This window comes from Nitratireductor aquibiodomus (genome assembly GCF_900105565.1).
GTDB classification, from domain to species: Bacteria; Pseudomonadota; Alphaproteobacteria; order Rhizobiales; family Rhizobiaceae; genus Nitratireductor; species Nitratireductor aquibiodomus.
In genome coordinates this window covers 3,597,905-3,623,128 of record NZ_FNSL01000001.1, presented here as the reverse complement: position 1 = coordinate 3,623,128, position 25,224 = coordinate 3,597,905, and the positions used below count along the sequence as shown (strand labels likewise).

General features: G+C 61.0%; 24 protein-coding genes. 8 read left to right on the top strand and 16 right to left on the bottom strand.

All coding sequences use genetic code 11. The features are described 5' to 3' along the window. Window position 1: 1 nt before the first annotated feature. Both BLW55_RS17135 and BLW55_RS17130 read right to left on the bottom strand, forming a co-directional pair. Complete coding sequence (locus tag BLW55_RS17135; RefSeq protein ID WP_040664955.1) at window positions 2–442, bottom strand: tripartite tricarboxylate transporter TctB family protein; 441 nt, start codon at window positions 440–442, stop codon at window positions 2–4. A 72-nt stretch (window positions 443–514) separates the two neighbouring features. Beyond that, window positions 515–1,483: a tripartite tricarboxylate transporter substrate binding protein gene (locus tag BLW55_RS17130; RefSeq protein ID WP_007007815.1), complete on the bottom strand. Its 969-nt coding sequence runs from the start codon at window positions 1,481–1,483 to the stop codon at window positions 515–517. A gap of 180 nt (window positions 1,484–1,663) precedes the next feature. On the opposite strand from BLW55_RS17130, the gene BLW55_RS17125 reads away from it, so the two are divergent. From BLW55_RS17125 to BLW55_RS17115, 3 genes are all read left to right on the top strand, one after another. Beyond that, window positions 1,664–2,335 carry a response regulator transcription factor gene (locus BLW55_RS17125; RefSeq protein WP_007007814.1) on the top strand — a complete coding sequence of 224 codons (672 nt, stop codon included), beginning with the start codon at window positions 1,664–1,666 and terminating at the stop codon, window positions 2,333–2,335. A 73-nt stretch (window positions 2,336–2,408) separates the two neighbouring features. Further along, window positions 2,409–3,770: a sensor histidine kinase gene (locus BLW55_RS17120; RefSeq protein WP_177175101.1), complete on the top strand. Its 1,362-nt coding sequence runs from the start codon at window positions 2,409–2,411 to the stop codon at window positions 3,768–3,770. Further along, a complete protein-coding gene (locus tag BLW55_RS17115) occupies window positions 3,767–4,816 on the top strand; it encodes an ABC transporter substrate-binding protein (RefSeq protein ID WP_007007812.1) in 1,050 nt (349 codons plus the stop codon). Before BLW55_RS17120 ends, BLW55_RS17115 begins: the two co-directional genes overlap by 4 nt. Window positions 4,817–4,889: 73 nt before the next feature. Here the strand turns inward: BLW55_RS17115 and BLW55_RS17110 are convergent, their stop codons facing one another. Genes BLW55_RS17110 through BLW55_RS17100 form a run of 3 tightly spaced genes read right to left on the bottom strand, consistent with a single transcriptional unit; the run spans window position 4,890 to window position 7,631 of the window. Next, window positions 4,890–5,762, bottom strand: coding sequence for an isocitrate lyase/PEP mutase family protein (locus BLW55_RS17110; RefSeq protein ID WP_090329597.1), 873 nt, complete (start codon window positions 5,760–5,762; stop codon window positions 4,890–4,892). 49 nt (window positions 5,763–5,811) lie between these two features. Beyond that, window positions 5,812–6,948 (bottom strand): PrpF domain-containing protein, encoded by a 1,137-nt coding sequence (locus tag BLW55_RS17105; RefSeq protein ID WP_090329596.1) that lies wholly within the window; start codon window positions 6,946–6,948, stop codon window positions 5,812–5,814. Then, window positions 6,945–7,631: a GntR family transcriptional regulator gene (locus tag BLW55_RS17100; protein WP_244509115.1), complete on the bottom strand. Its 687-nt coding sequence runs from the start codon at window positions 7,629–7,631 to the stop codon at window positions 6,945–6,947. The genes BLW55_RS17105 and BLW55_RS17100 overlap by 4 nt, the downstream gene beginning before the upstream one ends. 191 nt (window positions 7,632–7,822) lie before the next feature. Here BLW55_RS17100 and BLW55_RS17095 point away from each other — a divergent pair, with 191 nt between their 5' ends. The 5 genes from BLW55_RS17095 to BLW55_RS17075 all read left to right on the top strand — a co-directional run bounded on the left by BLW55_RS17095 (window position 7,823) and on the right by BLW55_RS17075 (window position 12,986). Further along, window positions 7,823–8,812: a Bug family tripartite tricarboxylate transporter substrate binding protein gene (locus tag BLW55_RS17095; RefSeq protein ID WP_090329594.1), complete on the top strand. Its 990-nt coding sequence runs from the start codon at window positions 7,823–7,825 to the stop codon at window positions 8,810–8,812. 62 nt (window positions 8,813–8,874) lie between these two features. After that, complete coding sequence (locus tag BLW55_RS17090; RefSeq protein ID WP_040664954.1) at window positions 8,875–9,309, top strand: tripartite tricarboxylate transporter TctB family protein; 435 nt, start codon at window positions 8,875–8,877, stop codon at window positions 9,307–9,309. A gap of 1 nt (window position 9,310) precedes the next feature. Next, complete coding sequence (locus tag BLW55_RS17085) at window positions 9,311–10,825, top strand: tripartite tricarboxylate transporter permease (RefSeq protein ID WP_090329593.1); 1,515 nt, start codon at window positions 9,311–9,313, stop codon at window positions 10,823–10,825. Window positions 10,826–10,827: 2 nt separating this feature from the next. Next, window positions 10,828–11,889 carry an AbrB family transcriptional regulator gene (locus BLW55_RS17080; protein ID WP_090329592.1) on the top strand — a complete coding sequence of 354 codons (1,062 nt, stop codon included), beginning with the start codon at window positions 10,828–10,830 and terminating at the stop codon, window positions 11,887–11,889. Between the two features lie 176 nt (window positions 11,890–12,065). After that, complete coding sequence (locus tag BLW55_RS17075) at window positions 12,066–12,986, top strand: LysR family transcriptional regulator (protein ID WP_007007803.1); 921 nt, start codon at window positions 12,066–12,068, stop codon at window positions 12,984–12,986. A 68-nt stretch (window positions 12,987–13,054) separates the two neighbouring features. Here BLW55_RS17075 and BLW55_RS17070 read toward each other — a convergent pair whose 3' ends face one another. The 11 genes from BLW55_RS17070 to BLW55_RS17020 form a co-directional block, all read right to left on the bottom strand. After that, window positions 13,055–14,485 carry an aminobutyraldehyde dehydrogenase gene (locus BLW55_RS17070; protein ID WP_177175099.1) on the bottom strand — a complete coding sequence of 477 codons (1,431 nt, stop codon included), beginning with the start codon at window positions 14,483–14,485 and terminating at the stop codon, window positions 13,055–13,057. A 78-nt stretch (window positions 14,486–14,563) separates the two neighbouring features. After that, window positions 14,564–15,616 carry an ABC transporter ATP-binding protein gene (locus BLW55_RS17065; protein WP_090329590.1) on the bottom strand — a complete coding sequence of 351 codons (1,053 nt, stop codon included), beginning with the start codon at window positions 15,614–15,616 and terminating at the stop codon, window positions 14,564–14,566. 3 nt (window positions 15,617–15,619) lie between these two features. Next, entirely contained in the window at window positions 15,620–16,423 is an 804-nt protein-coding gene (locus BLW55_RS17060; protein ID WP_090329589.1) for an ABC transporter permease, read from the bottom strand. After that, the gene (locus tag BLW55_RS17055; protein WP_007009465.1) at window positions 16,416–17,237 is read right to left on the bottom strand and encodes an ABC transporter permease; all 822 of its coding nucleotides are present in this window, start codon (window positions 17,235–17,237) and stop codon (window positions 16,416–16,418) included. Before BLW55_RS17055 ends, BLW55_RS17060 begins: the two co-directional genes overlap by 8 nt. Before the next feature lie 120 nt (window positions 17,238–17,357). Beyond that, the gene (locus tag BLW55_RS17050) at window positions 17,358–18,392 is read right to left on the bottom strand and encodes an ABC transporter substrate-binding protein (RefSeq protein WP_007009464.1); all 1,035 of its coding nucleotides are present in this window, start codon (window positions 18,390–18,392) and stop codon (window positions 17,358–17,360) included. Between the two features lie 78 nt (window positions 18,393–18,470). Next, complete coding sequence (locus BLW55_RS17045; RefSeq protein WP_007009463.1) at window positions 18,471–18,947, bottom strand: DUF3830 family protein; 477 nt, start codon at window positions 18,945–18,947, stop codon at window positions 18,471–18,473. Window positions 18,948–19,058: 111 nt separating this feature from the next. Further along, window positions 19,059–19,817: a gamma-glutamyl-gamma-aminobutyrate hydrolase family protein gene (locus tag BLW55_RS17040; RefSeq protein WP_090329588.1), complete on the bottom strand. Its 759-nt coding sequence runs from the start codon at window positions 19,815–19,817 to the stop codon at window positions 19,059–19,061. A 349-nt stretch (window positions 19,818–20,166) separates the two neighbouring features. Continuing rightward, complete coding sequence (locus BLW55_RS17035) at window positions 20,167–21,747, bottom strand: ABC transporter ATP-binding protein (protein ID WP_090329587.1); 1,581 nt, start codon at window positions 21,745–21,747, stop codon at window positions 20,167–20,169. A gap of 87 nt (window positions 21,748–21,834) precedes the next feature. Further along, window positions 21,835–23,403 carry an ABC transporter substrate-binding protein gene (locus tag BLW55_RS17030; RefSeq protein WP_007009460.1) on the bottom strand — a complete coding sequence of 523 codons (1,569 nt, stop codon included), beginning with the start codon at window positions 23,401–23,403 and terminating at the stop codon, window positions 21,835–21,837. A gap of 24 nt (window positions 23,404–23,427) precedes the next feature. Further along, entirely contained in the window at window positions 23,428–24,264 is an 837-nt protein-coding gene (locus BLW55_RS17025) for an ABC transporter permease (protein ID WP_025029256.1), read from the bottom strand. Then, window positions 24,264–25,202, bottom strand: coding sequence for an ABC transporter permease (locus tag BLW55_RS17020; protein ID WP_177175098.1), 939 nt, complete (start codon window positions 25,200–25,202; stop codon window positions 24,264–24,266). The genes BLW55_RS17025 and BLW55_RS17020 overlap by 1 nt, the downstream gene beginning before the upstream one ends. Window positions 25,203–25,224 lie beyond the last annotated feature (22 nt).

Here is a 25,224-nt window from a genome sequence, read left to right as displayed (position 1 = left end):
CTCACAGCAAGGATTTAAGAAGGCCGTCCGGCAAATTGAGCTCAAGCAGGATCGTGCAGACGAAATAGCCGACAATGCCCGTAGCGGCACCGAAGATCAGTGCCCGCACAATGGTCGCGCCAAGCAGAAGGGAGAACGCAGCGGCAAATACCCATGTGGCGATCACGAAGCCCAGCGGCTGATAAAGCCACGCATAGGCAAACAGCATCAGCACCACGATCGCCAGACGACCGAGCGTGCTGGTCTTGGTGTCCAGCTTCGCCACATCCGGCCTGACGATGAGCCAGAGACAGCACAGGCACGCCAGAACGCCCAGAATTTGCGGCCAGCTTTCAGGCCCGAGCGGGTCGTATTGAAATGGTGCCCGGATGATCGTGAAAGCGATGATGGTATAGGCAAGCGCGATAGCCAGGATCGCAGCCGCAAAGATGCGGTCAGCCATGATGTCCTCCCGAAGCATGAGCAGGTAGCGGGCCACCCCCGGCCCGCCACCTCGATCAGCTTTGCTGACGCGTTACTCGATAAGACCGGCTTCACGCGCGATATCGCGCAGCCCGGCAATCTGCTTCTTGATCGAAGCGTCAAGTTCGGCACCGGCCTTGTTCAGCGGCATCAGGCCCTTTTCCTTCTGGAGCTTGGCGAACTCCTCTGTTTCATAGGCCGCCTTGAATTTCTCCACCCATGCATCATAGGCGGCATCCGGCACGTTCTTGCCCATGTAGAAACCGCGCATGATGGTCCACTCGACATCATAACCAAGTTCCATTGCCGTGGGATATTCGGCAAAGGGCTCCGGCAGGCGCTCCGGCGACATGACCGCAAGGATACGCATCTTGCCGGCGTCGAGATGCGGCACCATTTCGCCGACATCGCCCATATAGATCTCAATGCTGCCACCAAGTAGCGCGGCGATGGCCTCGCCGCCGCCATCAAAGGCCACATAGCGCATCTTCTTCGGATCCTGCTCGACAGCACGCAGCAGCAGCGCGCCCTTCATCCAGTCCTGCGACCCGACAGACCCACCGGCTCCGAAGACGATCGAAGCGACATCCTCTTTGGCTGCATTCAGCAGATCATCGAGGGATTTGTAGGGGCTGTCCTCACGCACGATGACTGCACCGAAATCCGCCCCTGCCGTTGCGAGAAAACGGGCATCATTCTCTGTCCACTCGCCATATTTTCCCGTCGCGATATTGAGGAGCGAGCCCGTGGAGAAGGCAACAATCGCATTGGGATCGTCGGTGCGCGTCGTGTTGAAGAGATTGAACGCCACCGCGCCGATGCCGCCGGGCATGAAGGTGACCTGTATGGGCGTGGAAAGCTGATCCTTGAGGCCGGTCTGGGCCACGCGGCAGGTCAGGTCGAAGCCGCCGCCCGGATTGGCCGGTGCAATGCATTCCGGCTTGTCGATATCCTGCGCCAGTGCCGCAGAGCCGAGCCCCGCCGCCAGAACAAACGCAGTCGCAAATTTCACAAATGTCATGTCGTCCTCCCATTGCATCCTGAAAGCCCGCTTCCCCTCACGGCAGGCGAGCCTTCAGACCGTGAAGGCTATGGGAGGAGACTGACCACCGCATGACCCGCTTCTGACCCCAGACTGACATGGCGGTCTGAACGGCCAATCCGGCTTTCCGTAGCCCCTGGTGTGTTTTAGAAAGTTCTCATGCGAATTGTGCTTGTCGAAGACAATGACGAACTTGCGGAAGCGATCATGGACCGCTTTCGCAGCGAAGGGCACGCGATCGATCGGGAGGCCGACGGCGCACAGGCCTACGAGCTGCTTCAATACAAGCAGTTCGACATGATCCTTCTCGATGTGAACCTGCCGGGGCGAAATGGCTATGAAATTCTTCGCCTGCTTCGTCTGCAGGGGAACTCGACCCCGGTCATCCTTTTGACCGCGCGCTCGGAAATCGACGATCGCGTGATCGGCCTCGATGCCGGAGCAGACGATTATGTCGTAAAACCCTTCGACCTGCGCGAGCTGGCTGCCCGGTGCCGGGCTCTTGCGCGACGGCGCTGCGGAGAGGCCCGCAACATCTTCATCGCCGGCAATTTCACCTTTGATCGAGCGGCCAAAAGAGCCACCGTAAACGGGATCGATGTCGATCTGCGCTATCGGGAGGTTCAGCTTCTCGAGCTCATGATCGGCAACATCGACCGCGTCCTTTCAAAAGAAGAGGTCGCAGACAAGCTCTATACGTTTGAGGAGGCCCCTACCCTTAACGCCGTCGAGCAGGTGATGACACGGTTGCGCAGGAAACTGAACGATGCAGCTTTGACGATCCGCACAATTCGCGGCCTCGGCTACATTGCCAGCGTGCGCATAAAATAGTGCGGAGCGCTTCCTGAACATGCCCAGTCTCCGTGCCGCGCCATATTCGCTTCGCAGAAGGCTGACGACGGGAATGGTGGCAGGATTCTTCGTGATCGTCACGGTGTTGTCCCTCGGTCTGTTGACCTATGCCCGCGATTCCGCAAACCGCACCTATGACCTGCTTCTGGCCGGATCTGCCATTGCCATTCTCGAACGTATTTCTCCAAAGCCCGAGGGATTGACCGTCGACATTCCCTCTTCCGCCCTCGAAATCGTGGGGCTGGCAGAAACCGATCGGGTATTTTACCGGATATTCCGCCAGAGCGGTGAGACCCTCACCGGGGAGTCATCCCTGCCTCTTCCCGATCATCTCGACATACCGGCCGACCCGGTTTTCTTTGATGCGCCCCACAGCGGCGAGAAGGTGCGCTTCGTGCTGCAGGGAAAGCTGGTGATCGGCGCATCCGGGCCGGAGTGGCTGCTTGTGCAGCTCGGGCAGACGCGCATCGCGCGCGACGCCTTGCAGTTCGACCTGTTTTCCAAGGGACTCGCCGGCCTTGTGGCAATCGCGGTGATCGGTCTCTTCTTCATGCGCTACAGCATCAACCGTGCCATGGCCCCTCTTGCCGGGATCGAAGCCGACATACGCAGGCGCCAGCCCACGGACATGACACCTCTCGATGCCCTGCCTCCGCGCGAGGTCGAGGGGCTGATCGGAGCCATCAACGATTTCATGACCAGGCTGGAAACAAGCAAGGAGAACGCCCAGTCCTTCATCGCTGACGTTGCTCATCAAATGCGCACTTCCCTGGCGGCCCTTCAGGGCCAGCTACAGATGGCAACCGAGCAGCAGGATCAACTGGAAATGCAGCAGCGTCTCGAGCGTGCCTATGAGCAGTCCACGCGCACCATCAGGATGACAAACCAGCTGCTTTCCCATGCCATGGTCATCCATCGAGGAGTGGATGGCACCACAGAAACGGTCGACATGCTGTCCCTCGTGCGGTCATGTGTGGAAGAACTCCTGCGGGATCCCGCTGCAAGCGACATTGAGATCACGCTCGAGAAAGACGGGCTCGGCCCGTCCGGAGCCCAGATCACTGGCGACCCGATCTCCCTTCGTGAGGCGCTCCGAAACATTTTGGACAATGCGTTACGCCATGGCCCGCCGGAGAACCATGTCGAGATCGCAATGGAGACGGTCTGCATCGATGGACGGTGCAGCCTGCGAGTATCGGTGGAGGATGCGGGCCCGGGCATCCCGGCGGTCGAGCGAGACGCCGTTCTGGAGCGGTTTTATTCACTGAACAGGAACGGAGGCGGGTCAGGAATCGGGCTGAGCATCGTCAGCGCCGTGGCCAAGAGCCAGAGTGGTATTCTCACCCTGTCGGATAGCCGTTGGGGCGGGCTGAGGGTGCAACTCGATCTACCGGTGGAAGGACATGCTGCATGAGATGTTTCGTGTACGTTTGCGCTGTCACGCTTCTGGGATTGGTCAGTCCGTCGAAAGCGGAGTCCATCCTTCGCGTTTACAGCGCGACGGATACGAGCGCCGTCATGCAGCTTATTCGCCGATTTGAAGTCAGCACGCCGGGCGTGCGTGTCGAATATACCGAGTTCAACACAAGCGAACTCTACGCGGAAATTCGCAGGGGAGATTCGCCTGCCGATGTGGTCATCAGTTCCGCCATGGATTTGCAGGCCAAGCTCGTCAACAGCGGTCTGGCCCATGCCTTCAAGCCAACCAACGCCAGGAATGTTCCCGCCTGGGCGCAATGGCGCGACGAGCTTTACGGATTTACTTTTGAGCCCGTCGCCATGGTCTACAATCGCGCGGCATTTGCTCAAAGAGAACTGCCGCGCTCGCGTTCGGAACTCGCCGGGGTGATCCGCGATGACCCCGGATTTTTCAATGGGCGGGTGGGGACCTACGACATTCATCGTTCAGGTGTGGGCTATCTGTTCGCGACTCAGGATGCCCAGCGCGGCTATCAGTTCTCGAGGCTTACGGAATCCTTCGGACGCGCGCGCACGAAAACGTTTTGCTGCACGCTCGACATCCTCAACGGCGTTGCAAGCGGCGAGCTGGTCTTCGGCTACAATGTCATAGGCTCCTACGCTCTCAGCCGCGCAAACAGCGATCCGCGCGTCGGCGTCTATCTGCTGGACGACTACACCAATGTCATGACCCGAACGGCGTTCGTTCCCAAAACCGCGCGAAACAAGGCCCCGGCAACCGCCTTTATCGACTTTCTGCTCTCGCCGGCGGGACAGTCCACAATCGCCCGACACTCGTCCCTGTTACCACTACATTTTAGCGCATCAGATCAGGAGGCCCCATCTCCCGAAATGGCCACTGAAGGGCGTTCTGCCCTGCCCATACGTCTGGGCATCGGGCTTCTGACTTATCTGGACCGTCTCAAGAAGAAAGCATTCCTGGCAGACTGGGAAGCAGCGATGCAGCCGGGATTCAATGCCGGGCAGCAGACACGCGATTAAATCGGGCGGACTGCATGTCCGCCCATCGCATCAACTGTCCAGTCAGGTCGTTGCGCGCTGATTGAAAACCACTCTAAATCGCGTAACGCTTTTCGAGTTCGTCGAACAGATCCTTGCGGACCATTCTCTGGCGTTCAACAAAGCTTGCCACGGGCCCGCTCTCGTCCATTCGGCCCGTTTCCCGGAGCTGGCCCAGCGCCATCTGCATGCCGTAAACGGCTGACTGCAGGGCGACATTGGCGTAAAGCACAAGCGAGAAGCCCATATCGCCCAACTCATCAAGATCGAGGATCGGCGTCTTGCCGCCTACGACCAGATTCACGAGCTGCGGCGTGCCTTTAAGAGCTGCGGGAATGCCGCGCATCTCTTCTTTTGACTGCGGCGCTTCAACGAAAGTGATGTCGGCGCCGTCCTCGATGAAGGCAGCGGCGCGCTCCAGCGCTTCATCGTACCCGTCCGTGGCGCGGGCATCGGTGCGCGCAACGATGAGTGTGTTCTCATCCTGGCGGGCATCGACCGCTGCGCGAATGCGCGAACGGGCCTCGTCCAGCGGCACCACTTCCTTGCCCGAAAAGTGCCCGCAGCGTTTGGGTGTCTTCTGGTCTTCGAGCTGCACGGCGCTCGCGCCTGCGCGCTCCAGAGTGCGAATGGTGTGGCGCACATTGAGCGCATTGCCAAAACCGTTATCGGCATCCACCACGATGGGAAGTTCGGTCGCGTCACGAATGGTGGAGGTGTGCTGCGCAATCTCGTTCAGCCCGACGAAACCCATGTCCGGCATGCCGAGATAAGTGTTTGTAAGGCCTGCCCCCGACAGGTAAATCGCCTCGAACCCCTGATCTTCGATGACCCGCGCCGCAAGCGCATTGGCCGCACCGGGCATGAGTACGGGACCGCCCTTCAGGATACGCTGCTTAAAGGCGCGGTTGATTTCGTGGTTGAGCATGAAACGTGTCTCTTTCTTCAGTCCTGTTGGGCGAGGGTTTGTGTTCCGGTCAGGGTATGTAGACATGCCCGTCCATCAGACGCCGCTGGGTGCGAACGATGCGTGCGGCGCTGATCACGCCGCTTTCACCATCGCGTGTCGCGCCCACCGTGACGATGCCGCTCGGCGTAGCGATGCGCAGATTCAGCGGGTCTGCTCCCTGCGAGAGGCAGGCGCTCACGACCGAGCCGTTGACCACCGCAGCGCATGCGAGTGCCAGCGCACCGGTGACCGGAACCGCACGATGCGCCTGCCCTGCGGAAATCATGCGGATCTGCAGATCCTGTGCTTCAGCCGAATGCTTGATGCCCGCGATATCCCTGTATTCGGCAGCGGGGCCCACCATGGCGACTTTCGGTGTGGCGATGCGCTGTTCTGCAGCCTGGAGATCAGAGCTCAAGCCCATCATCACGGAAGCCTGCCGGCGGATGTCTTCAAGGCGATCCATCAGCGCAACATCCTCATCGATCGCGCCGGGGTGGCTGCGCGTGTCGCCAGCGACATCCCCTGCCGCCACGAAGACCGAGGGAACGGCTGCATCGATCATCGTGACGCGAACCCCGCGGCCATCGGCGAGCGTCAGTTCGCGACGTGCGCTGCCACCCGGCAGCGTGCCCCGGCCGAATGTGTCGGAAGGATCGAGAAAATCCAGCGTGACCGGTGCGCCGGTGCCATGCACACCGGGAATGGCCGTATCGCCCGTCACCACCGCATGGCCTTCGGATACGCCGAAGCGGGCAACAATCACTTTGCCCGAATTCGTGTTGTGGATGCGCACGACGGCTTCGCCATCGCGCGGCCCCTCGACCAACCCTTCATCATAGGCAAAGGGCCCCATGGCAGAGCTCATATTGCCGCAATTGCCGCTGAAGTCGACGCTGTCACTGTCCACGCCAATCTGGGCAAAGGTATAGTCGATATCGGCGTCATCGCGGGTCGCAGGACCGACAACACACACCTTGCTCAGGGAGGAAATCCCGCCGCCCATGCCGTCAAGCTGCCGTTTGCCGGGATCGGGACTGCCCATCAGCCGCGCAAAAAGCTGCGGCCATGCGGCTTCGTCTTCAGGCAGGTCCGCGTGTTTCAGCACCACGGCCTTGGAGGTGCCCCCGCGAATGAAAGCTGCGGGAATGCGTCTCTGGCTCATTCCATCTCCTTGGCGGTCTCGGAAAGCTGCGCTTCAAGCGCAGTCCAGCTGTTGCGAATATGACGGCGCATGAGGAGGCCGGCGACTTCCGCATCGCCATCGGCAATCGCCGTTGCGATCCGTTTGTGTTCGTTCAGCGCCTTTGCGCCACGCCCCGTCACATTGCGGTGCTTGACGCGCAAAAGCGAAAGCTGCGGATAAAGCTCGCGCGCCAGATAGCGCAGAATGATCGGATTGTCGGCCATGCGCGCGATGACCATATGGAAATCGCGATCCCCCGCCCCCTGCAGATAGGCACCCTCGGGATGCGCCGCGATCTCCCCGGCATGCTGGTCCAGGAGATCGCCAAACAGGGCGGCGGTTTCCGGCCCGGCCCTGGCGGCAGCAAGCATGGCCGCTTCTGCTTCAAGCGCTGCGCGCACCTCATAAAGCGCACGCGCATCCGCACGGCCCAGCTCGCGCACCCGCGCACCACTGTTGGGAACGATGGTCACAATGCCGGCTTCATTGAGAAGATTGAGCGCCGCACGCACAGGCCCCCGGCTCACTTCAAACCGTTCCGCCAGCGCCACCTCTCCCAGCCGTTCACCGGAAGCGATCCGGCCAGACAGAATATCTTCGCGCAGAACATCGGCCAGCCGCTCGGCAGCCAGTCCGCGAGATTTCATCAAGATTGTTGACAATTCTCTCTCCACTGAACACGCGACCGGAATTGCAGAACTGAAACTTCTTCCCAAGAAATCACGGAAAACAACGTTTATGTCAACATTTATTCCCTCTCTTGACACGAAGAGCTGACGAGCGATAACTGTCTGGATCGAAAGATTGCACTACAATCTTGCAACCAACCGCGTCAGGGGAGGAAAGTCTGACCATGAAAACATTCGCTATTGCAGCAGCTGCGCTCGGTATGTCGCTGGCCGCTGCCTTGCAGCCAGCCACCGCTAAAGCCGAAGAGAGCTGGCCCCCTCGCAAGATCACCTTCGTTGTCGCGCTTGGGCCAGGTGGCTCGGCGGACCGCACCGCCCGTGCGCTCGCACAACGCCTTCAGGACGAACTTGAAACACCGATCTCCGTGATCAATCAGGAAGGCGGCGGCGGCCATGTCGGCCACACCTATTTCTCCCAGATGCCAAAAGACGGCAGCTATTTCCTGGCCACTTCGATCCACCCGTATATTTCCAATGCGATGCTGCGTTTCGACGCTGATTACACGCTTGACGACTTCGCCTTCATCAACGGCCAGTGGAACGATCACGATCTCTTCGCGGTCAATGCCGAAACACCCTACAAGACGCTCGCAGAATTCATGGAAGCGGCCAAGGCAGAGCCCGGCAAGCTCAAAGTCTCCGTGGTTCCCGGTTCCACCGGCGCCATCAATCTGGAACTTGCCCTTGAAGCCTTCGGCGTCGACAAATCCGCCGTCAACATCGTGACCTATCAGTCCGGTGGCAAGGCACGCACGGCCGTGGCCGGCGGACAGGTCGACATGACCGTTCTGGCAGCAGATGGCACGCTCTCCATCGCAGAATATGTGCGCCCGCTTGCGCTGGCCGCTGATGAGCCGAGCGAAGACTGGGATGCCCCAACGCTCAACCAGGCTCTGGAAAAGAACGGCCTCGAAGCCGTCCCCGTTCTTGCCGGCTCCATGCGCGGGCTTGCAGCGCATGCGGAATTCAAGAAGAACCATCCCGAGGCTTTCCAGAAGATGGTCGATGCCTACAAGGCCGTTCTTGAAGATGAGGCGTTTGTAAAAAGCCTCAAGGAACAGAAGATCGGCGCGGAATGGCTCGGGCCGGAGCGCACGACCGAGATCATCAACTCGAATTTCGAAGTCCTGAAACGCTTCGACACCGAGGAATAGTGACGAGAACGCGGGGGCACAGCTCCCGCTTTCTTTCGATCAAGCACAGGCGAGGGATGGACATGACCACGAGATTCCCGGCCACACATGCCGCCCTGCTCGGCATCGTGTTTGCCACATCAGGCTTCATACTCTGGAGTTCCGTCTCCGCCTCCTCTTCCCTCAACAATCTGGTGGTGGCTGTTCCGGTCGCCGCCGTGCTCGGTATTCTCGTGCTGCTCGTCATCACCGGCACAATCCGCAAGCCGGTGGACGAAAGCGCAAAAACCGGCGTCTGGGGCGACCTCTTTTTGCTCGCGGGCTTTGCCGCCTTCTGTTTCGCGCTTACCCATATCGGCTTCGATGTCGCGACCTTCGTCTTTGTCTGGGCCGGCGTGGTGATGAGCGGCGGGCGCGGTCTTTGGCAACCACCCCTTTATGCGGCGCTCTTCACCGTGCTTCTGGTCAAGGGGTTCGGCTCACTCTTCCCATACCCGATGCTGACGCTGGTGCTCTGAAATGATCGACCATTTCGCCCTTTCACAGGCCTTCGGCCTGCTCTTCACCAGCATCGAGCCCTGGCTTTGGGTCATTCCCGGCCTGCTGATCGGCCTGATTTTCGGCTCTATTCCCGGCCTTCAGATATCGATGGCCATGGCTGTTTTCCTGCCGGTGACATTCGGCATGGATTTTCTGCAGGCCATGCTGTTTCTCACCGCAATCTTCACCGGCGGCGCCTATGGCGGCGGGGTGACCGCGATCCTGATGAACATTCCAGGCTCTTCCTCCTCCATCGCCACCGCCTTCGATGGCTACCCCATGGCGAGACAGGGAAAGCACAACGAGGCGCTGGGCCTCGGGCTTGCCGCTTCGGTCATCGGTGCATTCGTCGGCTATATTCTCCTGCTGCTGCTCATCAATCCCCTGGCCACACTGGTGCTGAAAATCGGTCCCATGGAGATGGTCGTGGTGGTGCTGTGGGGCCTGACCCTGATTGCAACACTCAACGACGGCAGTCTTTCGAAGGGTCTGCTTGCTGGCTTTTTCGGACTGATGCTCAGCCAGATCGGCATGTCGACCACAGGCGTCATGCGCACCACCGTCGGCAACCCGCATTTGCTCGACGGCATTCCCGTTGTCCCGGCCATGATCGGCATCTTCGCCGCCTCGGAGCTTCTGCGACTAAGGGGCAACTCCTATCTTGTGCAGGACGAAGCGCAGCGCGACATTTCGTTTGGTCGCATATTGCGCGGCGTGGGCGAAACCTTCCGCTATCCGGGCGTCCTCATCCGCGGCAGCCTTATCGGAGCGGTGATCGGGGCAATCCCCGGCGTCGGCTCGTCGGTCGCCAATCTGGTGTCTTACGGCGAAGCCAAGAGAACATCCCGGACGCCGGAAACCTTCGGCAAGGGTGCGCCGGAGGGCGTTATCGCGGCAGAATCCGCCAACAGCAGTTCCGAGGGCGGCTCCATGACCGCGCTTCTGGCGCTCGGCATTCCCGGTGGCGCTGCAACGGCTGTTCTCCTCGCAGCCTTCTCCTTTCACAACATCATCGGCGGCCCCTCCTTCATCCGCAATCAGACCGATGTCGTGTACTCAATCATTCTGGGCAATCTGGGACAGGTCGTGCTTCTGGCCGTAATCGGCCTCATGATGCTTCGGGTTCTGGGCATGGTGGTGCGGGTGCCGCTTGCCTACCTCGTGCCCAGCGTTCTGGCCATGTGCGCCTGGGGCGGGTACGGCATCACGGGCACGATTGCGGGCCCGCTGACCGTTGCCGCATTCGCCGCTCTTGGCTGGCTCATGCGGCGCAACGACTATCCGGTCGCTGCCACCGTCATCGGTCTGCTCCTCGGCCGCATGATGGAGGGCGAGCTGGTGCGCACCCTCCAGATATCCAACGGGCAGCCGCTGAACTATCTGCTTGAACGGCCCATGGCGCTTGGTCTTTTCGTGTTCATGGTGATTGTGCTGGTTGGCGCGCCGCTTCTCAAAACATTGCGCCAGCGCAAGGTTCAGCAGGTCGAAAATTGACCATGCTGGCTTCTGCCGTCACCCGGGGCGCTGTAACCATCGGTGTCGGTGCCGCAGGTGGTCTGACATTCTTTCTGCTCAATCTCCCACTGCCTTGGGTACTCGGCAGTGTTACGGCCTCCGCGCTGATCACACAGCTTTCACCATTTCGTCCTGAGTTGCCGGTGACATGGCGCAGCTATGCGATGGTTGCCATCGGCACAATGCTCGGCACCGGGTTCACACCCGACGTGATCGCCCGGGCCGGAACATGGGCTGTCAGCCTCCTTGCCATGGCGCTTCTGTCGCTCTGCTTCGGCCTTTTTGCCTATATGGTTTTCCGGCGCTGGGGAGACATGAACCGCGAGACAGCTCTTTTTGCGGCGATGCCTGGCGGTCTCTCCGTGGTTACGATGCTGGCAGAGCAATACGAAACCGAGACGAACCGTGTGGTCCTCTGCCACACGGCGCGTCTGGTGGTGTTGCTCATATCCGCACCGCTCCTCATCCAGTGGATAGCCGGCATCGACCTCTCCGCTGCAAACCGTACGGCCTTCTCAACCCCCGAAGCGTTCGACCTCACCGAACACGGCAAGCTCGCACTCGTCGCCATCGCCAGCTGGTACGCTGCCACGCGTATCCGCTTTCCCTCGGTCATGCTTCTCCTGCCGCTTTTGAGTTCTGCGGTTCTTCACGCGACCGGTCTGGTCACGGTCCACGTGCCCGCGCCTCTCTCCATTCTTGCGCAGATCGTCATCGGGTCCGGTGTCGGCGCGCGATTTGCCAGCTACACCCTGCGCCAGATCGTCCGCGATGGCTGGCTGGCGGCACTGGTGGGAGTGGTTCTGGCCGCCGACTCTCTCGTGGCGGCTTTTCTCGTCGCCCCCTTCGCCGGTGGCGATGTGGCTCCGCTGTTCCTTGCCTATCTGCCCGGAGGCGCGCCGGAACTCGGCGTCGTCGCGCTGGCCCTCATGATCGATCCCGCAATGGTCGCCGCGCATCACGTGTTGAGGGTATGCCTCATCGTCGCGATACTGCCCTATGCAGCGCATCGTGTGGGGACACCGCGAACCGGCTCCCCGTGACGGAAAAACACTCCGATATCCGGGATCGGCCTGGGAAATACTGAAGAAAAAGTCGTCATTCCGGCGCCAATCCGGCGAACGTTTCGTCTAAAATCACATCCATGGATCAGCAAGTTTGGCAGCGGCGCGATGATTGCGGATGCGGTCGCTGCCGAAGCCGTTTATAGAATGGCCACATGCGCATTCTCGATATCAAGACATTCGTGGCACTCGCCCGCAACCGGCATTTCGGCCGCACGGCGGAAGAGCTGAACACGACACAGCCGGCGATTTCGAGCCGGCTTGCGGCCATTGAAGCCGAACTGGAAAGCCGGTTGATCAACCGCGGCGATGGTAGCTTTGCGCTGACCGCCGATGGCGAGCGCGTGCTGCAGAGCTTTGAGGCGATCCTCGGCGATATCGACCAGTTGCGGGGCACGCTTCAGGGGGACGCCGTGCCGGCGCTGGAGCCGCTGCGGATCGGGGCGATCGATTCCGTTTCATCCACCTGGATGCCGCATCTGATCGACTCGCTGCACCGCAGCTTTCCGAACCTGAAGATTGAGCTGACTGTCGACGGCACGAAACATCTCATCCAGGGCATGACCAAGGGCGAGTTCGACGTGATCTTCTCGCTGCACCCGGTGCTGGACGACGGTTTCCGCAGCTTCACCTCCTGCGTGCTGCAGATGGTGTGGGCTGGCTCACCCAAGCTGATCGACCCGGACAGAACCTACAGCGTGGCGGAACTGGCGAGCCTGCCGATCATCAGCTTTCCAAAAAATTCGCCGCCCTACCAGATGATCGCGCCCTATTTTCACGACGAGCAGGCGCTGGCCTCGAAGCTGACAAGCTGCAACTCCCTCTACGCGATCATCAACCTGATCATTGACGGGTTCGGCGTGGGCGCGATCCCCGCCGTGACCATAAGGCGTGAGTTGAGCATGGGGCTCCTGCATCAGGTGCAGGTGTCGAAGCGTTTTCCGCCCATGCACATCGTGGCCAGCTATCAGGCCTCGACCCATCAAGACTTCATCCGCAAGGTCATCAGCCAGGCGCGCATCAGCGCCGCGCGGTTCTGCGCCAGCGTGGAACCCGACATGGCCTGGATCGACTGATCCCGGCAGGGAACACAAAAAAAGCCCGGCATCTCTGCCGGGCTTTTTCATATCCTTGCCGTTGTGGTTCAGGCCACCATGATGTGGCGGGCCTGCGTGTATTCCAGTAGCGACTGCATAGAGAGATCCGAGCCATAGCCGGAGTTCTTCATGCCGCCATGCGGCATCTCGGTGGCGAAGACGCCATGGGTGTTGACCCAGGTGACGCCGTATTCGAGATCGTTGGCAAGACGCAGCGCAGCGCTGGTGTCACGCGACCAGACCGACGAGGCAAGGCCGTATTCCGAAGCGTTCGCCCAGCTGAGCGCCGTGTCGGGTTCATCGAACTCGGTGAGCGTGACGACGGGGCCGAACACCTCTTTCTGGACGATCTCGGCGCCGATGGGCGCACGCACCAGCGTCGGCTCGTGGAAGAAGCCAGCACCATCCGGCTTGTTGCCGCCAGCGACGATGTCTGCACCCGATGCGCGGGCGCGCTCGACGAAGCCTGCAACGCGCTCCTGCTGGGCGGCGCTGATCAGCGGACCGAACTCCACATCATCACGCTCCGGCGCGCCGTAGACGAGGCTGCCGATCATGGCGGAGAGCTTGTCCGTCAGTTCATCGGCAATCGCCTTGTCGGCGAAGACGCGGCAGGCTGCGGTGCAATCCTGACCGGCATTGTAGAAGCTGGCCTCGCGCATCGTATCGACAACGCTGTCGAGATCGGCGTCCTTCATCACGATGACCGGGGCCTTGCCGCCAAGCTCGAGATGGGTGCGCTTGATCTGCTCTCCGGCAGCCGCCTTGAGGATGGCGCGGCCGGTGCGCACGTCGCCGGTCAGCGAGATCATGCGCACGAGCGGATGAGTGATGAGCGGCTGGCCGACATCCGGGCCGTTGCCGCAGATGACATTGACGACGCCGGCAGGCAGGACCTCGTTGAGGATGGCGGCCAGACGCAGAAGGCTGAGCGGCGTGTTTTCCGATGGCTTGATGACCACGGTGTTGCCCGCGCCGATGGCCGGGGCAAGCTTCCACGCGGCCATGAGCAGCGGATAGTTCCACGGCGCGATGGACGCGATGACGCCAAGCGGATCACGACGCAGCATGCTCGTCATGGTGTGGGCGCGGTAGCCGTCTGCGGCGACGCCCGGCATGTTGCGTACGGCGGTCGCGTAGAAGCGGAAGACGTCGGCCACATTGGCAAGCTCACCGGCTTCGACGAAGCGTCGCGGCTTGCCGGCATTCAGCGATTCAACCTCGGCGAGACGGGCTGCGTTTTCCTCGATCTTGTCGGCGACAGCCCACAGCATTCGGCTGCGTTCCTTCGGCGTCGTGCGGCGCCAGCGCTGGAACGCGCGATAGGCGGACTGCACGGCGGTGTCGATCTGGCCTTCGCTGGCCGAGGCGACACGGGCGAGCTCGGTCCCGCGTGCGGGATCGAATGCGGTTTCCTCCGCGCCCTCACCGGCGACGAACTCACCATCGATGAAAAGACGTGTTTCAAGGCTGCTCATGCGTGTCTCCATTCGCTCAAGGGCGATCGGTTTTCAAAACTGTATGTGAATGCGTCCGGCAGAACGCGGCCGAAGCCGCTATTCCCCTTCGGACAGAACGCGCAGGCGCGCCGGATCGATGGCCAGGCCAACCGTCTCGCCGCGCTCGAAATCGAGATCGTGCGGGGCCAGAACGCGGATTTCTTCCTTGCCGATCTGGATCACGTAGCGATTGCGCGCGCCAAGATAGACGCGGGTGCGCACCTTGCCCTCGATGACGCCCTCGCCCTTCGGCTTGATGGCCACATCTTCCTGACGCAGTGCGACGACCGCCGGGCCACGACGCGTCTCGTCCTTGCCGACCGGCAGGGTCTGCCCGTCGGCAAGTGTCGCCACCGGCCCGCCAGCTTCTTCGGTGATGTTGGCCGACACGAGGTTGGCCGCACCAAGGAAGCTCGAAGCGTAGCCGGTGGCAGGTTGGGCGTAGATCTCGCGGGGAGCCCCCTCCTGCTCAATCTTGCCCTTGTTCAGGAGAATGATGCGGTCCGACAGGCTGAGCGCCTCTTCCTGATCGTGCGTGACGAACAGGGTGGTGAGGCCGAGGCGCTTGTGGATCTCGATGAGCTCGACCTGCATGTCTTCGCGAAGCCGCGCGTCGAGATTGGACAGCGGCTCGTCGAGAAGCAGGATCTGCGGACGCGAGACGATGGCGCGGGCAAGCGCCACGCGCTGCTGCTGGCCACCGGAGAGCTGGTTGGGCCGGCGGTCGGCCAGATGGCCGAGCTGCACGGTCTCCAGCGCATCGCGCACCTTGTCGCGCTGCTCGTCCAGCGTGCCGATGCGGCGCATGCGCAGCGGGAAGCGGACATTCTCGGCGACGCTCAGATGCGGCAGAAGCGCGTAGGACTGGAACATCATGGCGATGTCGCGCTTCTCGGGCGGCAGGTCGGTGACGTCGCGCCCGCCGATCTCGACGGAGCCGGAGGTAACGCTTTCGAGACCCGCAACGATGCGCAGAAGCGTGGTCTTGCCGCAGCCGGAGGAGCCCAGAAGGCTGACGAACTCGCCGGATGCGATATCGATGGAGATGCCGTGAAGAACCTCGACGGGACCGAAGGCTTTCTTGATGGCGTTGAGACGGACTTCAGCCATGGATCAGGTGCTCGCGAAACGGTGCAGGCCAAGCATCCGGTCGATCACGAAGATCAGAAGGACGGTCAGGCCGATCATGATGGAGGAAACGGCAGCCACCGACGGGTCGGGGCTGAATTCGAGCTGGCCGTAGATCTGCACGGGCAGCGTGGTCATGCCGGGCTTGCGCAGGAACAGCGCCAGAACGGCCTCATCGAAGGAGATGTTGAAGGCGAAGAAGGTGCCTGCCGCAAGGCCGGGAAGGCACTGCGGAAGAACCACCAGCCGCAGTCGCTGAAAGCGGCTCGCGCCCATGGTCTGCGCCGCTTCCTCAAGGAAGGGGTCAGATTCCGAAAGGACCGCCAGCGTGGTGCGGATCACATAAGGTGTGGTGATGATCGTGTGGCTGACCCACAGGGTGACCACGGAGACCGGCCCGAAGATTGCGCTCCACAGCATCAGCATTCCGATGGCGTAGATGATGGTGGGCAGAACCAGCGGCGACAGGAACAGCGTCGAAAGCAGACCCGAGAAGGGCAGCTTGCGCCGGTGGAGCGCGATGGCCGCCGCACCGCCGACGAAACAGGAGGTGACGGTGACCAGAAGCGCCACCTGGATGCTGATCCAGGCCGCATTGAGATAGGCGTCGGACGACAGAACCGCCTCGTACCAGCGCAGCGAGAAGCCCGTTGGCGGGAACGAGATGAACTGGCTTTCCGAAACGGACACGCCGACGATTACGAACAGCGGCGCGAGGAGGAAGATGCCCGTCAGGACGACGAAGGCGACAGCGCCGATGCGCAGCGGAGTGGAAACGGCTCTAACCATTGGAGCGCCCCGAAAGTCTGGCGTAGGGCATCAGGAGAACGATGATGCCCAGGAACAGGATGACAGCCTGGGCTGCGGCGAAGGGCCAGTCGAGCGTCTGCGTGACCGAACGGTAGATGGACGCGGCCAGAACCTGAATGCGGGCGCCGCCCAGAAGGTTCGGCGTGACGAACGAGCTTGCCGAAAGCGTGAAGACCAGCAGCGAGCCGGCGACGATGCCCGGCACGGACAGCGGCAGCACGACCGTGCGCAGCGTCTGCAGAAAGGTACAGCCCATGGTGCGCGCCGCCTCTTCGAGTCGGCTGTCGATGCGGGTGATGACGCCAAGGATCGACAGGGTCATGAAGGGCAGAAGCACCTGGACCATGCCTATGACGATGGCGGTCTCGGTCTGCATCAGGCTGAAATTGCGCCCGACGAGGCCGAGATCACGCAGGACCTCGGGCACGAGGCCGCTGCGGCTCAGAAGCACCATCCAGCCGAAGGTACGCACGACCACGGAGGTCATCAGCGGCAGGATCACCATGATGACCAGCCAGAGCCTCAGACGCGGGCTGACATGGGCCATGATATAGGCCATCGGGAAACCGATCAGCGCGCAGATGAGCGTGATGATCGCCGACAGACGCACGGTGCGCCACAGCACATTGAGATAATAGGGATCGCTCAGGAAGCGCGTGAAATGGGCCAGCGTCAGCCCGTTCTCGCCCGAGACAGACAGCATCAGCATCTGTGCAATCGGCACGAAGAAGGCGAGCACCAGAAGCAGGAGGCCCGGCAGGATCAGAAGCGAGTTTTCCGCGCGGTCTGTCATGGCGATCCTTGTGTCGTCTCTTTTTAAGCTTGCATTGCCCCGGAACGGGCGACTGCGCGCAGGCGCACGCGCAGGGCGCGGCATCGCAAATCACTCGCGATGCCGCAATCAGGTCTGGACCTATCGGGCGATGGTGCGGTTCCACGCATCGACCCAGGCCGAGCGGTTGGCCTCGATCTTGACCGGGTCGAAGCGGATGAGGCCTTTCACCCCTTCCTCGCCATAGGCAACGTCGGCGGCAACTTCGTCGGCTAGCTCGGTCTTCGCATTGGTGGGCGAATAACGAAGCTTCTCTGCGAAGCAGGACTGCGCCTCAGGCGAGATCGACATGTCGATCAGCTGGAGAGCGAGATCCTGGTTCGGCCTGCCGGCCACGAGATTGGCCGTGATGAGGCTGGCCGGTGTTCCTTCAGCACCCTGGGTGAAAGCCGTCGGCAGACCGGCCTTTCGCAGCGTGTAGGCGTAGTCGGACGCGTAGGCGGCAATCCATGCATCGTTCTGCGCGAATTCCTGCTGGATCTCCGGCGAGGTGGAAACAACGATCGCGCCGTTGTCGAGAAGTTTGCTTACCGCATCAAGGCCCGGCTGGATGTTGTCGAGATCGCCACCGTTGACCTGATTGATCATCAGGAAGCCAAGCATTCCATAGCCGTTGGAAATGTCGGTCAGGACGATGTGATCGGCATAGGCCTCGTTGGCGAGATCCTTCCAGGCGGTGGGCTTCGGGTCGGCCGCTTCATTGTTGTAGAGGAGACCGATCGCCGCAATCGAATAGGCGGGGCCTTCGCCCCTGGCAAGATTGGCCCGGGCAAAATCATAAACATCGCCGGCATTGGACAGTTTGGCTTCGTCGATCGGCGAGAGGAGACCTTCCTGCGCAGCCACGATTTCCTGGCCGCCGGAAAAATGGATGACATCGAACTGCGGCGCATCTTTCTGAGCCCGCAACTGGGCGAACGCATCAGCGGAGTACGCCGTGACAACTCGCACTTCAGCGCCGGTCTTCTCCTCGAACGGCGTCAGAATGCACTCGCGGTGCGCTTCTTCATAAGCGCCGCCGAAAGAGTTGATCGTGATCGTTTCGGCCTGTGCAAGTGCGGTGCCGGCCATCAGTGCGCTAACGCCGGCAACGGTGAATTTCGAAATCGTCTTCATGGCTGTTCCCTTGCTTTCTTTATATTTGATATCTGGAGGCTGGGCGACCCGCATCGAAATGGGCGGGCCGCCGGATCGTCAAACGTTGCGGCCGATCTCGACCGTCTTAATGCCTTCCCTGCGGATCAGGCGGCACTGCTCGGCAATCGCATCGAGCCCTTCGGACATGTTTCCGAAGTAGGTGCAGGAAATCCAGCCCGTGGGGCCGAATGTGCGGCCGCCCTCGCCGTAGAACATACCGATCTCCCAGAACTCGTCGGGGTCAATCTTGAAGAAGTTCTTCGGCTGGTAGAACCAGAGCATATCACCGGGCTGCGGGAGAACCGTCTGGTTTTCCGGCGGCAGGCTTGTGGGATCGAAGTTGCGGGCCTCTTCCGGCAGACCCATCATGATCTCAGGGCCAGAGAAGATGGCATGGCTGGCGGGAACCTGAATCGGCTTCTCCAGGGCGCCCCAGATCGCCTCACAGGTTTTCGGTGCGGTATCCCAATAAAGAGAAATGATGCCTTTCACGTCCGCTTCGACGAACTTCAGATAGATATTCTTGTCTGTCATGAACCTAAACCCATTAGAGAAGCCTATATTTCAAGGCAAGTATTGGGTTGTGTCCAATCGCAATGCGGAATTCGGGCTATAAAAAAATTCTATTGCCCTGACTTCGTTTCGTCACGCTCCGTTTGATCTCGCCCCAAGGCGTGCCTGCTCACCAACATAGCGCCAGAAGGCGATATCGTGCGGATGCTGATTCACCGGCCATTCCGGATGCCACTGCACGGCAAAAACCGGAGCTCTTGTTCCCGAGGCCGCGACCGCTTCGATCACCCCGTCATCGGCGTGAACCGTGGCGGCAAGCCCGTGACCCAGCCGGTCGATCCGCTGATAATGGACGCTGTTGACCGCGATCTGGCCTGACACGCCCAGCACCTTTTCGAAAGCGGCACCCGGCACGACTGTCGCGCCGTGCGCGTGGGCAAACATGGCCTCGAGAGAAGCGTCGTCTGGAGCGTGATGGGAGAATTCCTGTGTGCCGATGTCGCGTTCATCGGCGAGCGATCCGCCGAATGCGACATTGATCTCCTGAAGGCCGCGGCAGATTCCGAAGAGCGGCGTCCCGCGTTCGACCGCCGCGTCAATGAGCCGGGCGGTAGCGTTGTCGCGCGTCACGTCGAGCATTCCGCGCTGTGCTTGCGTTGAGCCGTAGCGCGAGGGGGCTATGTTGGAATTGCTACCCGTCAGAAGCAGCGCATCTATCCGCGGCAGGAGGTTGATTACATCGTCTGCGTCAAGATTGTTCGGCACGATGAGAGGCAGCGCATCGGCGTTCTGGCGGACTGCATCCAGGTAGCGTTCCTTGACGATCTGGGCGTCCTCTCCTTCCACGGAGCGCCTGCAGGCAATGACGCCAACGACGGGCAGTGCGGGCATTTTCGTGTTCCTTTTGAGTTCGGGCCTGAGGCATATAGAGCATTATGCGGACCGGCAAAGAGATGCAGTGTCCTTCACGCGCCCAGAGGGACGCATGAAGGACGCTGTAGTGTCTGGCACAATGCCACGAAAATGCGGCACGCTGGGAAAGAGACTGGCCCAATAGCACAGTCGTCAGGCGGGGTGACCCTGTTCTGCGGTTCACCTGTGGCCGCTGCACCGCACGCGAACGGTCAGGTTTTCCGAGATGATGAAAGAGCCTAGGAACGGCGCGCCGAATTCGAGCCGGTCAGGAAGATGGTTGAAAAGCTCAAGCCTCGGGGCGTTGCCGTCCACCGGCCTCTCGCCACTACACGCTGCCACCCGGAATCGCCTGCAAGAGCGCCTGCGTGTAGGGGTGCCGGGAATGGGTGAACAGCTCACGCGGCTCCGCCTCCTCGATGATGCGGCCCCGCTGCATCACGCAAATGCGGTCGCAGAGCGAACTGGCAATGCGCAAATCGTGGGTGATGAAGAGCATCGCAAAACCCAGACGCGCCTGCATGTCACCCAGAAGCTCAAGCACCTGCGCCTGCATCGTCACGTCAAGTGCTGAGAGCGCCTCGTCCGCAATAAGCAGATCGGGGCGAAGGGCAAGCGCCCGTGCTATGCAGATGCGCTGACGCTGACCGCCGGAGAACTCGTGGGGAAACCGATCCAGCGCCGAGGGCTGCAACCCGACGGCAGAGATCAACTCGCGCACACGCTCTTCCGCTTCCCGGCGGGAGAGGCCATTGGCCATCGGACCCTCCGTCAATGCAGAGCCGATTTTCTGGCGTGGGTCGAGTGCGGAATAGGGATCCTGAAACACCATCTGGATATGCCGGCGAAGCGCACGCAAGGGGGCACCTTCCTTGCCGACCAGGTCTTCGCCGTTCAGCATAATGCTGCCGCCATCGACGGTTCCAAGGCGTATGATCGCGCGCGCGAGCGTCGATTTACCGGAACCGGACTCGCCCACGAGGCCGATGGTCTCACCGGGTCGGATGGACAGCGACACATCTTCGAGCGCCGGAATCTCGCGCTCAGGCCATCTCTTTTGCAGATTTTCCGCAACGAGAAAGGGCGGCTTTTCGTTCGCCTGAACATCGCGGGGTGCCAGCCTTGGAACCGCAGCAAGCAGGGCGCGGGTGTATGGATGCGCCGGCGCATTCATGATGCGCTCTTTCGTGCCCTCTTCGACAAGATGCCCCGACTGCATGACGGCAACCCGGTCGGCAATTTCCTCGACGACACCGAAATCATGGGTGATGAACACGACCGCCGTGCCGTGCCGGTCGCGCAAATCCCGGATCAGGTCCAGTATCTGCGCCTGCGTCGTCACATCGAGCGCGGTGGTGGGTTCATCGGCTATCAGAACGGCGGGTTCCAGCGCCAGCGCCATGGCGATCATCACGCGCTGGCACTGCCCTCCGGAAAGCTGATGCGGATACCGCTGATAAATAAGTTCGGGTTCCGGCAGAAGAACCTCGGAGAAAAGTTCGAGCACACGCTCGCGGATTTGCGCGTTCGACATATCGGTGTGCAGCCGAAACACTTCCGCCACCTGCTCGCCGACCCGATAAAACGGGTTGAGCGAGGCGATTGGCTCCTGAAACACCATAGCTATGCGCCGCCCGGCCAGATCACGACGGGCCTTTGACGGCATGGTGAGCAAATCCTGCCCTTCAAACAGGATCTTCCCACCCTCCACCGAAAGGCCGCGCGAAAGCAGGCCCATAATGGCCAGCGACATGACCGATTTGCCGGAGCCGGACTCGCCAACGATGCACAGGATTTCACCTGGCGCCACGGAGAACGAAACACCGGCAACAGCATGCGTGCGGTCGGCGACGCCCGGCAGTGCAATCGATAGATTCTCGACGGAAAGCAGCGGTGCGGATCGGGCCATGATGTTTCCTCAGATGCCTGTCGAATGCGTGAACGCGGGATCGCCCGGACTCTCCGCCGATCGGATGAGCCCGGGTGTGTTTGAGCGTCAGAGCTTCAGGTAACCGGCGTGCAGCCGCATTTCGAACTCCGGCACCGGTACAAAGGAAATGCCATCACGAACCGCCCAGTTGGCGAGCGACTTCCACATATACTGCCCCGGCGTCACGCGCTGCCACTCTTCGGAAAGCTCAAGGAACAGCGCCTTTCGCTCATCCGGGTCGGTGGACTTGGCATAGGCCGTGCCGATCTCGACGAACCGTTCCGTTGGATCCCACGTCTTCCATGAAGCCGACGAGATAACGCCGGTCGGGCTCCAATCGAGCCAGAGCGGCTGATAGGGATCGCCGGGAATGAAGCTGGTTCCGCCGGAAACGGCGAGCATGTGAAACGGCCGCTCATAGGCAAGCTGGAAATTGTCGAGAAACTGCGCCTCGACATTGATCCCGGCTTCCCGCCACATCTCCACCATGATCTCGGCTGCGGCATCGTAGTTCGTCCAGAAACCGCGCGTAATATGCCAGATAAGCGTTTCGCCCTTGTATCCCGACTTTGCGACCAGCGCGCGTGCCGCCTCCAGATCGTATGGCAGGCGGGGCTTTGCCGCCGCATCGTAGAAATTGCCGTATTCCGGGAAATTGAAAGGCACAGCGGGGAAGAAGGTATTGCCGCTGAAGAGCGCCTGCACGATGGCGTCCATGTCGATCGCCTGGATCATCGCATAACGCAGGTTCTGATCTTGCAGCGGATTGCCTTCGGGGTCGTTGCGCGTGTTGAAAAGCACGGCGGTGTAGTTGTTGACCTGCTTGCGGATCAGCGTTGCGCCTTCCATCGTCTCGATCTGGTTTTCCTGATCGATCGGTATGGATGCGATGATGTCGAACTCGCCGGTCGCAAGCCCCGCCAGACGCCCCGCATATTCCGGAACCAGCAGGAAGTTCAGCCGCTCAACCGGCGGCGCGCCGTCCCAGTGATCGGCAAACGCTTCCAGTCTGGCCGCCTCGTTGCCGCGATAGTTCACCACCCTGTAAGGGCCGGTCCCGACGGGGGCCTGGCCGAAACCTTCCACGCCGGTCTCAAGATAGTAAGCCTTGGGAACCACATAGCCGATGAAGCCCGAGAGCTTTCCGGGAATGTTGATGTCCTCATCCGCCGTTTCGATCTCGACGGTCAGCGGCCCCGTGGCCTCGACCCGCACGAAGCCTGCGGTATAGGTGCGGCCACGCGGCTCATAGGGCTCGTCGCCCCAAAGGCGTTCGGCAGAAAGGGTGAAGGCAACGTCTTCGGCGGTCATCGTCTCGCCGTTGTGGAATTTCACGCCCTCGCGCAAGGTGATAGTCCAGACCTTCCCGTCACGCTCCCAGCCGGTTGCAAGGCGCGGTATCAGCGTCTGGCCCGACGGGTCGTTGAGATAGTCGATCTCGACAAGCCGGTCATAGATGTTTGGGAAGATGCGGATCGAAGCGTTCGATATTCCGTTGATCGGCGCGATGTTGTGCCAGAGCGCTTCGACGGCAACGTTCAGCTCGGTGGTGTCCGATGCCAGAGCAAGGCCCGGCATCATGCCCGCCATAAGGCTTGTGCCGGCGATCAGTTTTCCGAATTCACGTCTGTTCATGTCGGTTCTCCCATTGGTTTTGTGTTATTGCCGCACACGTTGCAGTGCCGGATCGAGACGATCGCGCAGCCAGTCCCCAAGCACGCACATCGCCAGAGAAACGAGAAAGATCGTCAGGCCCGGCAACACGGATATCCACCAGGACGTGGACAGGTAATCGCGCCCGTCTCCCATGATCTGACCAAGGCTGGTCATGGGTGGCTGAATGCCTAGACCGAGAAAGCTGAGGGCGCTTTCAAGCAGGATGATCTGCGGAAAGTTCAACGTAAGCTGGACGATGAGAATGCCCGCCACATTGGGCAGCACATGCCGCAGGTAAAGCGCCACTGGCGGCACACCGAGCGTGCGGACCGCTTCCGCCCAGGGCTGGCTCTTGGCAGACAGGACCACACCACGCGAAAGGCGGGCGTAAGAGTCCCATCCGAACATCGCCATGAGAAAGATCAAGAGCCCGAACGAATTGCCGAAGAAGGCGAGCAGCGTCAGGGCGATCAGGATGAACGGCAGGGACGCCTGAATGTCCACGACCATCATGATCGTCTCTTCGACCCAGCCTCTGAAATGCGCGGCGACAAAGCCGAGCGTGCAGCCGAAGAGCGCACCCAGAACGGAACCGAGAAGCGCAATCAGAAGAGATATGCGCAGCCCTTCGGCCATGCGCGCGAGCAGGTCGCGGCCCAGCCTGTCGGTGCCCAGCGGAAACTCGAAGTCGCCTCCGAAGAGCAGCGGCGGCCGCATGCGCGCAAGCAGGTTTTGCTGGGTGGCGGCATGGTCCGAAAGCCAGCCGCCAAACAGTGCGAAAAGAAGGGCGCAGAGGAGTGTCGCGATCGACAGCCATGCAATCGTTGGAATATGGCGCATCATTTGCTCACCCGAATTCGCGGATCGATCAGGGAATAGGTGAGATCGGCCAACAGGTTTGCGAGAACCATGAATGCGGCCATCATCAGGACGAGCCCCTGCACCACCGCCAGATCACGCGAGGCGACCGTCTGCACCAGAAGGCGCCCGATGCCCGGCCAGCCGAACACCGCCTCTACCACCACCGTGCCACCCACCAGCGCCCCAAGATTGAGGCCTAGAATGGTGACGATCGGGATCGCCGCATTGGGCAGCGCATGGCGCAGCACACCGTAAAGAAAGGGCGCGCCCTTGGCCCGGATCGTGCGCATATAAGGGCGCTCCAGAACCTCCAGCATGGCCGAGCGGGTGAACCGCGCGAGCGTTCCCGCAACGTAGAACCCCAGCGTCAGGCCTGGCATGATGAGATGAAGCGCACTGCCCGCTCCCGCGCTCGGAAGCCAGCGCAGATGGAACGAGAAAAACAGGATCATCAGAATGCCGAGGAAATAGTTTGGCAGCGCGAAACCCACGACGGCAAAGGTCATGACGCCCCGGTCGAGCAGGCTGTCGCGCTTCAGCGCGGCGAGAATGCCTGCGGGAATGCCGATGGCCAGCGCCCAGAGATAGGCGACCGCGCCCAGTTGCAGCGTGTTCGGCAGGCGCTCGGCTACTATCGTCGTGACGGCTCGCCCATCCTGATAGGAATGCCCGAAATCTCCGGAGAAAAGATTGAGCATGTAAGCGAGGTATTGCTCGAAAAGCGAACGATCGAGATTCCATTTCTGACGAAACTGTTCGATCTCGGCCGGCAGGGCGTCAGGGCTTAGCAGCGCGACAACCGGATCACCGGATGTGCGCAGAACGACGAATGTGAACGTGACCACGGCCCACAGCGTGATCAGCGTTCGCAATAGCCGCTTTAGCCAAAAGCGTCGTCCCAAAGTCTCCCTCCTCATCCTTCTCAGGGAAAGCCTAGGA